The sequence below is a fragment of the Pseudomonas shahriarae genome, assembly GCF_014268455.2.
In the GTDB taxonomy this organism is placed as follows: Bacteria; Pseudomonadota; Gammaproteobacteria; order Pseudomonadales; family Pseudomonadaceae; genus Aquipseudomonas; species Aquipseudomonas shahriarae.
Window position 1 is genome coordinate 399,959 of sequence record NZ_CP077085.1, and the last position, 12,484, is coordinate 412,442.

Genomic DNA, 12,484 nt, shown 5'->3' on the forward strand with positions numbered 1-12,484 from the left:
ATCATCGCATGCTGCCGTAGTTGCCTCCCCGTCACGTATTCCTTGGACCACGCCACCCGATGAGTGGCGAATGAGGACTTTATGAGCAACAAGACCAACGCTTCCTTGATGAAACGCCGCGAAGCCGCTGTACCGCGCGGTGTTGGCCAGATTCACCCTATCTTCGCCGAATCCGCGAAGAACGCCACCGTGACTGACGTTGAAGGTCGCGAGTTTATCGACTTCGCCGGCGGCATCGCCGTACTGAACACCGGTCACCTGCACCCGAAAATCATCGCGGCCGTGACCGAGCAGTTGAGCAAGCTGACCCACACCTGCTTCCAGGTCCTGGCCTACGAGCCGTACGTGGAGCTGTGCGAAAAAGTTAACGCCAAGGTGCCAGGTGATTTCGCCAAGAAAACCCTGCTGGTCACCACCGGTTCCGAAGCCGTGGAAAACGCCGTGAAAATTGCGCGTGCCGCGACTGGCCGTGCCGGCGTGATCGCCTTCACCGGCGCTTACCACGGCCGCACCATGATGACCCTGGGCCTGACCGGCAAGGTCGTGCCGTACTCCGCTGGCATGGGCCTGATGCCAGGCGGTATCTTCCGTGCGCTGTACCCGAATGAGTTGCACGGCGTGAGCATCGACGACTCCATCGCCAGCATCGAACGCATCTTCAAGAACGATGCCGAGCCGCGTGATATCGCTGCCATCATCATCGAGCCGGTACAGGGCGAGGGCGGTTTCTATGTCGCGCCTAAAGCCTTCATGAAGCGCCTGCGCGAACTGTGCGACAAGCACGGCATCCTGCTGATCGCCGACGAAGTGCAAACCGGTGCCGGCCGTACCGGGACCTTCTTTGCCATGGAGCAGATGGGCGTTGCTGCCGACCTGACCACCTTTGCCAAATCCATCGCGGGCGGCTTCCCGTTGGCTGGCGTGTGCGGCAAGGCCGAATACATGGACGCCATTGCCCCAGGTGGCCTGGGTGGCACCTATGCCGGTAGCCCGATCGCGTGCGCCGCGGCCCTGGCCGTGATGGAAGTGTTCGAAGAAGAGCATCTGCTGGACCGCTGCAAGGCTGTTGGCGAGCGTCTGGTCACTGGCCTGAAAGCCATCCAGGCCAAGTACCCGGTGATCGGCGAAGTGCGTGCCCTGGGCGCGATGATCGCGGTCGAGCTGTTCGAGGACGGCGACAGCCACAAGCCGAACGCTGCTGCGGTGGCCGCAGTGGTTGCCAAGGCGCGTGACAAGGGCCTGATCCTGCTGTCGTGCGGCACCTACGGCAACGTGTTGCGCGTGCTGGTCCCGCTGACCTCGCCGGACGAGCAGTTGGACAAAGGTTTGGCGATCATCGAAGAGTGCTTCTCCGAGCTGTAAGCGCAGGTTGGCTGGATCGAAAAAACCCGCTTCGGCGGGTTTTTTTGTGGGCTATGCACCTATTCAGGCCTTGTTCCTTGTACGCAGGTGCTTCCTTTGTCTAATGTGCAGGGATTGCCGATGGAGCGTGCTGCATGACTGCTGTTGATTTACCTGCTGTGCCCCGTGTGCTGATTGCCGAGCCCGACCCCTGGTCGCGGGATCTGCTCAAGCAGGTGTTGTTGAATGTGCGCTGCGACGCGCGGCTGGATGTGTGCGCCGACGGGCAGCACGCCGCCGAGCTGCTGCGAGACAAACCCTACGATTTGATCATTGCCGATTGGGAGCTGCCGGGCGTTGACGGCCTGAGCCTGTTGCGCAGTGTGCGTCAGCGTCGGCGGGTGCCCGTGTTGCCGTTTATCCTGCTCAGTACACGCAATGACGGCGCCAGCGTGCGCGAGGCACTGCCGCTGGCGCCCACCGCCTACCTGACCAAGCCACTGAACATGGAGGGTCTTACGCAACGCCTGCAGGATTTGTTGCTCAACGAAGGCGAAACGGTGTATTGCGAGCCCCCCGTCCTGGCGGCGGGCATGTCCTTGCCGGTGTTCCTGGAGCAGCGTCGCGAGCTGTCGGACGGCGCGCCGCTGCGGGTTGACGTCAAGGCGGCTGTGCAACGCAGCCTCACGCCGCAGGGGCTGGATCTCGAGCAGTTGGAAGAGCAGGTCAAGGTTGATCCACAGATCACCGCGGTGCTGATCGCCGCCGCCAACAGCGCCGGCCAGCACGGCACACCGGTGCAGACCCTGTCCATGGCGCTGCACAAACTGGCCGCCGGGCAGAGCATGAACCTGATCCTCGGCCTGGCCCTCAAGCACAACGTGATCCTCAGCGATGCCAGCCTGATGGAATACGCTGAGCGTTATTGGCAGTTGTCCCAGCGGACTGCGCAATACGGTCGTTCACTGGCGCGCATGCTCGATCTTGAACACGAACGCTGTTACAGCGCCGGTATTCTCCATCGGTTGGGCGACCTGGCCCTGCTGCGCAGCTTGCAGGAGTGGCGCCAGGGCGGTGGTGAGCTGGATGAGGCGTTGATTGGCGAGTCATTGTCCACCTTTGGCGCCAGCTATGGCTCGGCGCTGCGCACGCGTTGGCGCTTGCCCCTGGAGCTGCGCCAACTGATCGCGGCGACCTACTCCCTGGAAGGCGGGGTGTATTCCCGTGAGGCGCTGGTGATGAACATCGCGGCGCAACTGGCAGGGCTGACCGAGCATGAAGGGGTCGAGGCGTTGGCCAAGGGCAAGACGGCGAGGTTGCTCAAGGTCGGGTTTGCAGAGCTGACGCGTATCCGCAAGCCTGGGTAGGCGCTGTGTCCGCCAGCAACAATGCTGAATGTGCCGCCGCCATCGTAGCCTCGCTAAAGCTCGACAACTCCCACATTTGATTTGTGGTGTGTCCAGAACTCCCAGCCTGGTCGAGCTCCCCTGTGGGAGCGGGCTTGCCCGCGATGGCGGTGGTCCAGGCGCTATTGTTTAGCGCCGTGAAAGGGCAGGCATTCAGCCGACAATCACCCGGTTCTTGCCCTGGCGCTTGGCTTCATACATGGCCGCATCAGCCCGGGCGAACAGGCTATCAAGGCTTGCATCTGCGGCGGTGAGGCTGGCCAGGCCCTGGCTGACGGTCACGCCATAAAGCCGGCCGTCATGGCTGAACTCCAGTTGGCGCACTTCCTGCCCCAGGCGTTCGGCGACCTGCATGGCCCTTTCCGGTTCGCATCCTGGCAGCACCGCAGCAAATTCTTCGCCGCCAATGCGCCCGAACAGGTCGCCACGGCGCAATACCCCGCGGCCGCTCTCGGCGATACGCAATAACACCTGATCGCCCTCCAGGTGGCCGTAGGTGTCGTTGATGGCCTTGAAGTTATCTATATCCAGCAACAGGAAGGCCAGGGGCAGGCCTTGGGTGCAGGCACGTTCGAATTCGTGATGGGCGCACTCGAAGAAATGGCGACGGTTGCTGCTGCGGGTTAGCACGTCGGTGGTGGCCAGGCGCTGCAGCTCGAGTTCCAGGTGCTTTTTTTCGGTGATGTCCTCAGCGATGCCCACCACAATCAACGGTTTCCCTGGGGTGGCCTGTTGGTTGGTGAAGCACTTGTCGCTGAGCCAGCGGATCTGCCCGTCTGCGGTGATGATGCGGTACTGGCGATTCTCGACCGCCCCCAGCTCCAGCACCTGGGCCAGGCTGTGCTCGGCGTAATGCTGGTCTTCGGGGTGGATGCTGTCGCGCCAGCCACGGTGCTCGGCCAACAGTAGGCTGGCCGAGCGCCCGAAGATGCGCTCATAGGCCGGGCTTACGTACAGCACGCGGCGGGTCTCCCACTCGATGGCCCAGAGCACGGCGTTCACACTGACCAGCAGCGAGCTCAACAGCTGTTCACGCTGGCTCAGACGCTCCACTTCGCCCTGGGCATGCATCAACGCCAGCAAGGTAGCGGCAGCCGGCCGGGACGTATCCGTTGAGTCAGGCGTGGTGGGGATCGGGGAGTCCGTTTCGTGGACCATCGGCACAATTCTCTCTGGACATGCCGCAGCATTGAACAGCAGTCAAAACAAGGCCCGCCAGGATGGCGAAGTGTTGTTTGAGAGAGGGGAATTGCAGCTAAGTTCCGTTATCAGTCGCGATTGAGAGGGAATGTTCGGTGACTGTGAAATGGCGCCAAAAAACTGTGGAGCCGGTAAGGACTGGGTGTCCTCCCGGCTCCTGCAACACCTAGGCGTTTGCGGGGCGCAACGAGTAGGTTTTCAACTGGTGGGCAAAGTCGCGCAGGGATTGGATCCCGCTGGCCTCGGCCTCGTGCACCCACTCCTTGATGGCCGCGAGCATGTCATGCCCGTTGCTGCTGGTCTTGAGCCAGATCTGTTGCAGCGCCAGGCGCTTTTCGTAGATCACCTTCAAGGCCTGGCTGTGCTCCAGCATGCTCTGGATGCGCACATGGTGACGCTCATCCAGCAGGCTGGTTTCCCGTGACAGCAGGCGCTTGGCCCGGTGGAACTGGTGGCGTACCGAATGATCGACCTTCTCCAGTTCTTGCTTGACCAGCGGCGCAATCACCAACTTGCGGTACTGGGCCATGATCTGGAAGCGGTTGTTGAGGATCGCCATGGCGGTGTCCATGTCCAGGTGGCCCTTGCCTTCCACCCGATGGGCAATCGGCGCCACGCGCTGCACCTTGGCCAGGCGCAGGAAGCTGAACACTTGGATCCAGGCCCAGCCCAGGTCGAATTCCCACTTCTTCACCGACAGTTTGGCGGAGTTGGGGTAGGTGTGATGATTGTTATGCAGCTCTTCGCCACCGACGATGATGCCCCACGGCACCAGGTTGGTCGCCGCGTCGCGGCATTCGAAGTTGCGATAACCGATGGCATGCCCCAGGCCGTTGATCACACCGGCGGCCCAGAACGGGATCCACATCATCTGGATCGCCCAGATGGTGATGCCGATGGTGCCGAACAGCAGCACGTCGATAACGCCCATGAGGGCCACGCCCAGCAGCGGATAGCGGGTATAGAGCTTGCGTTCGATCCAGTCGTCCGGGCAGTTCTTGCCGTAGATGCGCAGGGTCTCGGGGTTTTCCGCCTCGGCGCGGTACAACTCGGCTCCTTTGCGCAGGACCGTGGACAGGCCCTTGATCACCGGGCTGTGGGGATCGTCGACGGTTTCGCACTTGGCGTGGTGTTTGCGGTGGATAGCGGTCCATTCGCGGGTATTCTGCGCCGTGGTCAACCACAGCCAGAAGCGGAAGAAGTGTTTCAGGCCAGCATTGAGCTCCAGGGAGCGGTGGGCTGAATAGCGGTGTAGATAGACCGTGACACCGATAATGGTCACGTGGGTCATCAACAGAGTGACTGCCACCAGTTGCCAGGCTGACAAGTCAAGAAAACCGTTGTACCACATAGGCTGTATGGCCCTCAGATAAAGATAAGAACAGCTGACGCATTATCACTTAGCCTACAGATAAAACCAGTCACCCTTTCAGATAGGAGTGACGAGATGTTACTTGTCCTATAATCCGCAGATTCTGTAAGGCGATTCTGTTTTTTAGTAAGGATTACTAGTCATATGCTGCTTTCATACCGAGGTGCCCTGCGTGCAGGGCTGGTGTACTTGTTGCTTTCGGTCTTGTGGATACAGCTCAGTCAGCAGGTATTTATCAATTTTATTGATGAACCCAAGGAAATGATTCACTGGCAGATACTGCGCGGCTACCTGTGGGTGACCCTCAGCGCCCTGTTTATTTTCCTGTTGTGCGCCCGCAGCGCCCGCAACCATCGCATCCAGCAACCCTTGACGGAAAACCGCGAGCGCCTGCGCCAGGCGGCGGCGGTGTTCGATTGCACCCGCGAAGGGGTGCTGGTCACCGACGCCCGCGGGCAGATAGTCCACGTCAACCGCGCGTTTATTGAAATCACCGGTTACCAGGTGGAAGACGTGATGGGCCGCCAGCCGAGCCTGTTCAAGTCCGGGCGCCATTCGCCGGACTTTTATGAGCAGATGTTTCGCGCGCTCAACCAAGAGGGCGAGTGGAGCGGCGAGATCTGGAACCGGCGTAAAAGCGGGGAAATTTATCCACAGTGGCAAACCATCCGTGTCATCCATGATGACCAGGGCCAGGTCAGCCATTACGTGGCGGTGTTTTCTGACATCAGTGCCATCAAGCACTCCGAGCACGAACTGGCGCACCTGGCCCACCACGACCCGTTGACCGACCTGCCCAACCGCCTGCTGTTCACCGACCGCGCCGAGCAGGCGCTGGCCTCGGCGCAGATTCACAAGCGTGGCTGTGCGCTGTTGATGCTGGATCTGGACCACTTCAAGATCATCAACGACAGCCTGGGTCATAACGTCGGCGACCAGTTGCTCAAGGCCGTGGGCGAGCGCCTGCAGGGCTTGTTCGGTCCCGGCGTGACTTTGGCGCGCCTGGGTGGCGATGAGTTCGCGGTGCTGGCGGAAAGTTGTCCACAGGTGGTCCAGGCGGCCGCCCTGGCCCAGCGCATCATTGACGGCATGAAGCAGCCGTTCGTGTTCAACGGCCACCAGCTGTTTGTCAGCGTCAGTATTGGCATCAGCCTGTTCCCCAGCGATGCCCTGAGTGCCGAACAGTTGCTGCGCAACGCCGACTCCGCGTTGTTCAAGGCCAAGAGTTCCGGGCGCGAAGGCTACGCCCTGTACACCGAGGAACTGACCGCCCACGCCCAGCACCGGATCGAGATCGGCAATGAGCTGCGTCGCGCCCTCGATCAGCAAGAGCTGCGGGTCTACTACCAGCCGGTCCACGACCTGCAAACCAGCCGGATGATTGGTGTGGAAGCCCTGGTGCGCTGGCAGCACCCGCTGCGCGGCCTGGTGTCACCGGCAGAATTTATCCCGATTGCCGAACGCACCGGGTTGATCGCCGAGATTGACGGCTGGGTCATGGAGCAGGCCTGTCGCCAGATGTGCCAGTGGCTGGCAGACGGCAAGAACCTGTCCTTTATGGCGGTCAATATCTCCAGCCGCCTGTTTGCCCGCCACGAATTGTACGAGCAGGTGGCCAAGGTGCTGCACGACACCGGCCTGGACCCGGCGAAGCTGGAACTGGAAGTCACCGAAAGCGCAGTGATGGACGACCCGGAAGTGGCCCTGGAACAACTGCACCGCCTGCGCGAACTGGGCCTGAGCCTGGCCATCGACGACTTCGGCACTGGCTATTCGTCACTGCTGCGCCTCAAGCGGTTGCCGGTGCAGAAGCTGAAAATCGACCAGGGCTTCGTCGCCGGCCTGCCGTGGGATGAAGACGATGCGGCGATTGTGCGGGTGGTCATCGCCCTGGCGCAGAGCATGGGTATGCAGGTGCAAGCCGAGGGTATCGAGCAGATGGAACAGGCACGGTTCCTGTTGAATCACCAATGCGACCTGGGCCAGGGCTACTGGTTTGGCCGGCCGATGCTGGCGGCAGAGATTGATTGGGCCCTGGCCCCCGCCATCCACTAACCCCACCCTCCGGGGTTGGAATGCAATAAAAAATGTGGGAGCGGGCTTGCCCGCGATAGCGGTGTATCAGTGCCAGATTTACTGGCTGACACTCCGTCATCGCGGGCAAGCCCGCTCCCACATTTTTATCTGCGCACGCCTTAACGTCGTGTCCTGCCTGAAAATTCTTTCTGGTTATATAAACATTCTTAAATAGTATTTTTAAGAATATCAGCGCTTATCTACTATCGCTCTCACGCCGCAAGCAGTGCCGCCACTGCCAGGCACTTCTCATTTCAGGAGCACGACCATGAGCGCATCTCTACGCAGCGTCGACGGCCAGGACGAAGCAGCCATTTTGCGCGAGATCCAAAGCGCATTGCGTGACCTGCGTTTCGGCGCAGTGGAAATCACCGTACACAACGCCCAAGTGGTGCAGATCGAACGTAAAGAGAAATTCCGCTTGCAGAGCCCGGGCAACAAAACGAGCTGAGCCAAGACGGCGCTTCGATTGCAGGACCCGTACTTATAAGAAAAGCCAACACCCAAGAATTTCAGGAGCTTGTCTATGTCGTCGATTCGCCGTTACGCCCTGGCCGCCCTCGCCAGCGCCGTGTTTGCCGGTTCCGCAGTGGCCAAGGATTACGAGCTGCTTAACGTTTCCTACGATCCGACCCGTGAGCTGTACCAGGAGTACAACGCCGAATTCACCAGTTTCTGGAAAAAGGCGCACCCTGGCGACAACGTCAAGATCCAGCAATCCCACGGTGGTTCGGGCAAGCAGGGCCGGGCGGTGATCGACGGCCTGCGCGCCGACGTGGTGACCCTGGCCCTGGCCGGCGACATCGACGAAATCGCCAAGCTGGGCAAGACCCTGCCAGAGAACTGGCAGACCCGCCTGCCTGAAGCCAGCACGCCATACACCTCGACCATCGTGTTCCTGGTGCGCAAGGGCAACCCCAAGGGCATCAAGGACTGGGGCGACTTGATCAAGAACGACGTCTCGGTGATCACGCCGAACCCGAAAACCTCCGGCGGCGCCCGCTGGAACTTCCTCGCCGCCTGGGCCTATGGCCTCAAGGCCGGTGGCAGCGAAGCCAAGGCCCAGGAGTACGTGAAAGCGCTGTTCAAGCACGTGCCGATCCTCGACACCGGTGCGCGCGGTTCGACCATCACCTTCGTCAACAACGGTCAGGGTGACGTGTTGCTGGCCTGGGAAAACGAAGCGTTCCTGGCCCTCAAGGAAGATGGCGGCGCTGACAAGTTCGACATCATCGTGCCGTCCCTGTCGATCCTCGCCGAGCCACCCGTGGCCGTGGTCGACAAGAACGCCGAGAAAAAGGGCAACACCGAAATCGCTACGGCGTACCTCAACCACCTGTACAGCCCGGCTGGCCAGGAAATCGCGGCGAAGAACTTCTACCGCCCGCGTGACAAGGATGTGGCCGCCAAGTACGCCCAGCAGTTCCCGAAACTGGAGCTGGTGACTATCGACAAAGACTTCGGCGGCTGGAAAACTGCCCAACCGAAATTCTTCAACGACGGTGGCGTGTTCGACCAGATCTACACTGCCCAATAACCAACACGGCCTCCCTGTGGAATGCGGCTTGTGTGGGAGCGGGCTTGCTCGCGAAAGCGGTATGTCAGTCACTAAATGCGTTGACTGGCACACCGCTTTCGCGAGTAAGCCCGCTCCCACATGAGTTCGTTCCTGCAGTGGTATTGAACTGTTAACCAAGGACTTTTATGTCGCGTCGTATCTCCCCCGTCATACCCGGCTTCGGGCTGACGCTGGGCTACACCTTGGTGTACCTCAGCCTGATTGTGCTCATACCGCTGGCGGCCATGTTCGTCCACGCCGCCCAACTCACCTGGGATCAGTTCTGGGCCATCATCTCGGCGCCGCGGGTCTGGGCAGCCTTGAAGTTGAGCTTCAGTACCGCCCTGTATGCCGCGCTGATCAACGGCGTGATCGGTACGCTGCTGGCGTGGGTGCTGGTGCGCTACACCTTCCCTGGGCGCAAGATCATCGACGCGATGATCGACCTGCCGTTTGCCCTGCCCACCGCCGTGGCCGGTATTGCGCTGACTGCGCTGTACGCGCCGTCCGGCCTGGTCGGCCAGTTCGCCACCGACATGGGCTTCAAGATCGCCTACACCCCGCTGGGCATCACCCTGGCCCTGACCTTCGTCACGCTGCCTTTCGTGGTGCGTACGGTGCAGCCGGTGCTGGCCGATATCCCCCGGGAAATCGAAGAAGCCGCCGCCTGCCTGGGCGCCAAGCCCTGGCAGGTGTTTCGCTACATCCTCGTGCCGGCGCTGCTGCCGGCCTGGCTGACCGGGTTCGCCCTGGCGTTCGCCCGAGGTGTGGGTGAGTACGGTTCGGTGATTTTCATCGCCGGCAACATGCCGATGAAAACCGAGATCCTGCCGCTGCTGATCATGGTCAAGCTCGACCAATACGACTACACCGGCGCTACCTCCATCGGCGTGCTGATGCTGGTGGTTTCCTTTGTCCTGCTGCTGCTGATCAACTTGTTGCAGCGGCGCATCGAACACCCATAAGGAGGCGCGGAACATGTCCCAATCGTCTATTTCCGCCGCGTCTTCGGCCAACGCTGCCCGCCGTGGCAGTGCGGTGTCGCGACGCATCCTGATCGGCCTTGGCTGGCTGATCTTCGCTTTATTTCTGCTGTTGCCGCTGTTTATCGTGGTGTCCCAGGGCCTCAAGCTCGGCCTGGGCGCGTTCTTCGCCGCGATCTTCGAGCCGGACGCGCTGTCGGCCTTGAAGCTGACGGTGATTGCGGTGCTGATTTCGGTGCCGCTCAACCTGGTATTCGGCGTCAGTGCGGCCTGGTGCGTGAGCAAGTACTCATTCCGTGGCAAAAGCATGCTGGTGACCCTGATCGACCTGCCGTTCTCGGTCTCGCCGGTAATCGCCGGTCTGGTCTATGTGCTGATGTTCGGTGCCCAGGGGTTCTTCGGCCCGTGGCTGCAGGATCACGATATCCAGATCGTCTTCGCCTTGCCGGGCATCGTGCTGGCGACGATCTTCGTCACCGTGCCGTTCGTGGCCCGTGAACTGATCCCGCTGATGCAGGAGCAGGGCACCCAGGAAGAAGAGGCTGCGCGCCTGCTGGGCGCCAATGGCTGGCAGATGTTCTGGCATGTCACCGTGCCCAACATCAAGTGGGGCCTGATCTACGGCGTGGTGCTGTGTACCGCGCGGGCGATGGGTGAGTTTGGCGCGGTGTCGGTGGTGTCCGGGCACATTCGCGGCGTGACCAACACCCTGCCGCTGCACGTCGAGATTCTCTACAACGAATACAACCACGTCGCCGCGTTTGCGGTGGCGAGTCTGTTGCTGATCCTGGCGCTCTTCATCCTGCTGCTCAAGCAGTGGAGCGAGAACCGTATTAACCGCCTGCGCGCCGGTGCGGCTGAGGAATAAGTCATGTCGATCGAAGTCCGTAACGTCAGCAAGAACTTCAACGCCTTCAAGGCCCTGGACAGCATCAACCTGGATATCCAGAGTGGCGAGCTGGTGGCTTTGCTTGGCCCCTCCGGCTGCGGCAAGACCACCTTGCTGCGCATCATTGCCGGCCTGGAAACCCCGGATGCCGGCAGCATCGTGTTCCACGGTGAAGACGTGTCCGGCCACGATGTGCGTGATCGCAACGTCGGCTTTGTGTTCCAGCACTACGCGCTGTTCCGCCATATGACCGTGTTCGACAACGTCGCCTTCGGCCTGCGCATGAAGCCGAAGAACCAGCGCCCGAACGAAACCCAGATCGCCGCCAAGGTCCACGAACTGCTGAACATGGTGCAACTGGACTGGCTGTCGGACCGCTACCCGGAACAACTCTCCGGCGGCCAGCGCCAGCGGATCGCCCTGGCCCGTGCCCTGGCGGTGGAGCCCAAGGTACTGCTGCTCGACGAGCCTTTCGGTGCCCTGGACGCCAAGGTCCGTAAAGAGCTGCGCCGCTGGCTGGCACGCCTGCACGAGGACATCAACCTGACCTCGGTGTTCGTGACCCACGACCAGGAAGAAGCCATGGAAGTTGCCGACCGGATCGTGGTGATGAACAAGGGCGTGATCGAGCAGATCGGCTCACCGGGCGACGTCTACGAAAACCCGGCCAGCGATTTCGTCTATCACTTCCTCGGCGACTCCAACCGCCTGCACCTGGGTGCAGACCAGCACCTGCTGTTCCGCCCCCACGAAGTGTCGTTGTCACGCCATGAACTGGAAGGCCACCATGCCGCGCAAGTGCGCGACATCCGCCCGCTGGGCGCCACCACGCGGGTCACGCTGAAGGTCGAAGGCCAGAGCGAACTGATCGAAGCGGAAGTGGTGAAGGATCACGACAGCCTGACCGGGCTGGCGCGGGGCGAGACGTTGTTCTTCAAGCCCAAGGTCTGGCAAAAGGCTTAAAAAATTGCAAAAAATCTGTGGGAGCGGGCTTGCTCGCGAACGCGCAGTGTCAGTCACTGGATGTACCGACTGAACCACCGCTTTCGCGAGCAAGCCCGCTCCCACATTTGGATTACCGGTGCTTCTCAGACCGTGGCGTTCTTGTGACGCGCGCGCACCGGCCCCGCCCGCTCTTCAATCTGCCGCTTGAGCTCATGGCGCAACCCCAGCAGAAACGCCAGCTCCGCCACCACAAACAACGGCCCCACGATCAGCCCGGACACGTCATCGACGAACGCAGGCTTGCGCCCCTCGTAGTAGTGGCCGACAAACTGGATCACCCAGCCCAGCACAAACAGGCCGATACCACTGCTGAGCCACACCAGCGTGCTTTGCGCCGCCAGCACATGCCCGGCCCACACCGACAGGCCCATCAGCACGCTCATCAACACCCCCAGCGCCAGTTCCAGGCGCAGGTAGAACCCCGCAGAAAACAGTGCCAGCAGCACCGCCGGTGACAGCCACAGGCCGGCCACTTGCCATTCGGGGCGTGACAGCAGCACGGCGACGGCCACCACGATCATGGGGATGCCGATAAAGTGGCTGGCGATGTTGCGGGGGTCGCGGTGGTAGGCGGCGTATTGGCTCAGATGGTCGACGAGGCTTTTCATTGTTATTCCTCCTGTAGGATGCTTGATCATGCCCTGTAGGACTGCG

At 61.2% G+C, this 12,484-nt stretch carries 11 protein-coding genes; 8 read left to right on the forward strand and 3 right to left on the reverse strand.

Annotation, left to right across the window (positions count from 1 at the left end; genetic code table 11):
- Nucleotides 1-81 precede the first annotated feature (81 nt).
- Entirely contained in the window at nucleotides 82-1,362 is a 1,281-nt protein-coding gene (gene gabT, locus HU773_RS01800; protein ID WP_057957967.1) for a 4-aminobutyrate--2-oxoglutarate transaminase, read from the forward strand.
- A 134-nt stretch (nucleotides 1,363-1,496) separates the two neighbouring features.
- Complete coding sequence (locus HU773_RS01805) at nucleotides 1,497-2,708, forward strand: HDOD domain-containing protein (RefSeq protein WP_169990533.1); 1,212 nt, start codon at nucleotides 1,497-1,499, stop codon at nucleotides 2,706-2,708.
- Nucleotides 2,709-2,900: 192 nt separating this feature from the next.
- Here HU773_RS01805 and HU773_RS01810 read toward each other — a convergent pair whose 3' ends face one another.
- Together HU773_RS01810 and desA are read right to left on the reverse strand one after the other, a co-directional pair.
- A complete protein-coding gene (locus tag HU773_RS01810; protein ID WP_169990532.1) occupies nucleotides 2,901-3,905 on the reverse strand; it encodes a sensor domain-containing diguanylate cyclase in 1,005 nt (334 codons plus the stop codon).
- Nucleotides 3,906-4,113: 208 nt separating this feature from the next.
- Nucleotides 4,114-5,298, reverse strand: a complete 1,185-nt coding sequence (gene desA / locus HU773_RS01815) for a delta-9 fatty acid desaturase DesA (RefSeq protein WP_057436984.1) — start codon at nucleotides 5,296-5,298, stop codon at nucleotides 4,114-4,116.
- A 165-nt stretch (nucleotides 5,299-5,463) separates the two neighbouring features.
- On the opposite strand from desA, the gene dibA reads away from it, so the two are divergent.
- The 6 genes from dibA to HU773_RS01845 all read left to right on the forward strand — a co-directional run bounded on the left by dibA (nucleotide 5,464) and on the right by HU773_RS01845 (nucleotide 11,788).
- Nucleotides 5,464-7,374 (forward strand): phosphodiesterase DibA, encoded by a 1,911-nt coding sequence (gene dibA / locus HU773_RS01820; protein ID WP_057957970.1) that lies wholly within the window; start codon nucleotides 5,464-5,466, stop codon nucleotides 7,372-7,374.
- 289 nt (nucleotides 7,375-7,663) lie between these two features.
- A complete protein-coding gene (oscA, locus tag HU773_RS01825; protein WP_057436988.1) occupies nucleotides 7,664-7,846 on the forward strand; it encodes a sulfur starvation response protein OscA in 183 nt (60 codons plus the stop codon).
- Between the two features lie 75 nt (nucleotides 7,847-7,921).
- A complete protein-coding gene (locus HU773_RS01830) occupies nucleotides 7,922-8,932 on the forward strand; it encodes a sulfate ABC transporter substrate-binding protein (RefSeq protein WP_057436990.1) in 1,011 nt (336 codons plus the stop codon).
- A gap of 167 nt (nucleotides 8,933-9,099) precedes the next feature.
- Entirely contained in the window at nucleotides 9,100-9,918 is an 819-nt protein-coding gene (gene cysT / locus HU773_RS01835) for a sulfate ABC transporter permease subunit CysT (RefSeq protein WP_057436992.1), read from the forward strand.
- A 13-nt stretch (nucleotides 9,919-9,931) separates the two neighbouring features.
- The gene (cysW, locus tag HU773_RS01840; protein ID WP_029299486.1) at nucleotides 9,932-10,804 is read left to right on the forward strand and encodes a sulfate ABC transporter permease subunit CysW; all 873 of its coding nucleotides are present in this window, start codon (nucleotides 9,932-9,934) and stop codon (nucleotides 10,802-10,804) included.
- 3 nt (nucleotides 10,805-10,807) lie between these two features.
- The gene (locus tag HU773_RS01845) at nucleotides 10,808-11,788 is read left to right on the forward strand and encodes a sulfate/molybdate ABC transporter ATP-binding protein (protein ID WP_169990531.1); all 981 of its coding nucleotides are present in this window, start codon (nucleotides 10,808-10,810) and stop codon (nucleotides 11,786-11,788) included.
- A 125-nt stretch (nucleotides 11,789-11,913) separates the two neighbouring features.
- Here the strand turns inward: HU773_RS01845 and HU773_RS01850 are convergent, their stop codons facing one another.
- Nucleotides 11,914-12,438: an Mpo1 family 2-hydroxy fatty acid dioxygenase gene (locus HU773_RS01850; protein ID WP_057957972.1), complete on the reverse strand. Its 525-nt coding sequence runs from the start codon at nucleotides 12,436-12,438 to the stop codon at nucleotides 11,914-11,916.
- Nucleotides 12,439-12,484: the final 46 nt, after the last annotated feature.

Bases quoted from the DNA above. Each gene is read 5' to 3' on its own strand.
- HU773_RS01845 (WP_169990531.1), top strand. From the start codon at position 10,808: ATGTCGATCGAAGTCCGTAACGTCAGCAAGAACTTCAACGCCTTCAAG.
- cysT (WP_057436992.1), top strand. From the start codon at position 9,100: ATGTCGCGTCGTATCTCCCCCGTCATACCCGGCTTCGGGCTGACGCTG.
- oscA (WP_057436988.1), top strand. From the start codon at position 7,664: ATGAGCGCATCTCTACGCAGCGTCGACGGCCAGGACGAAGCAGCCATT.
- HU773_RS01850 (WP_057957972.1), bottom strand. From the start codon at position 12,438: ATGAAAAGCCTCGTCGACCATCTGAGCCAATACGCCGCCTACCACCGC.
- HU773_RS01830 (WP_057436990.1), top strand. From the start codon at position 7,922: ATGTCGTCGATTCGCCGTTACGCCCTGGCCGCCCTCGCCAGCGCCGTG.
- HU773_RS01805 (WP_169990533.1), top strand. From the start codon at position 1,497: ATGACTGCTGTTGATTTACCTGCTGTGCCCCGTGTGCTGATTGCCGAG.
- cysW (WP_029299486.1), top strand. From the start codon at position 9,932: ATGTCCCAATCGTCTATTTCCGCCGCGTCTTCGGCCAACGCTGCCCGC.
- gabT (WP_057957967.1), top strand. From the start codon at position 82: ATGAGCAACAAGACCAACGCTTCCTTGATGAAACGCCGCGAAGCCGCT.
- dibA (WP_057957970.1), top strand. From the start codon at position 5,464: ATGCTGCTTTCATACCGAGGTGCCCTGCGTGCAGGGCTGGTGTACTTG.
- HU773_RS01810 (WP_169990532.1), bottom strand. From the start codon at position 3,905: ATGGTCCACGAAACGGACTCCCCGATCCCCACCACGCCTGACTCAACG.
- desA (WP_057436984.1), bottom strand. From the start codon at position 5,298: ATGTGGTACAACGGTTTTCTTGACTTGTCAGCCTGGCAACTGGTGGCA.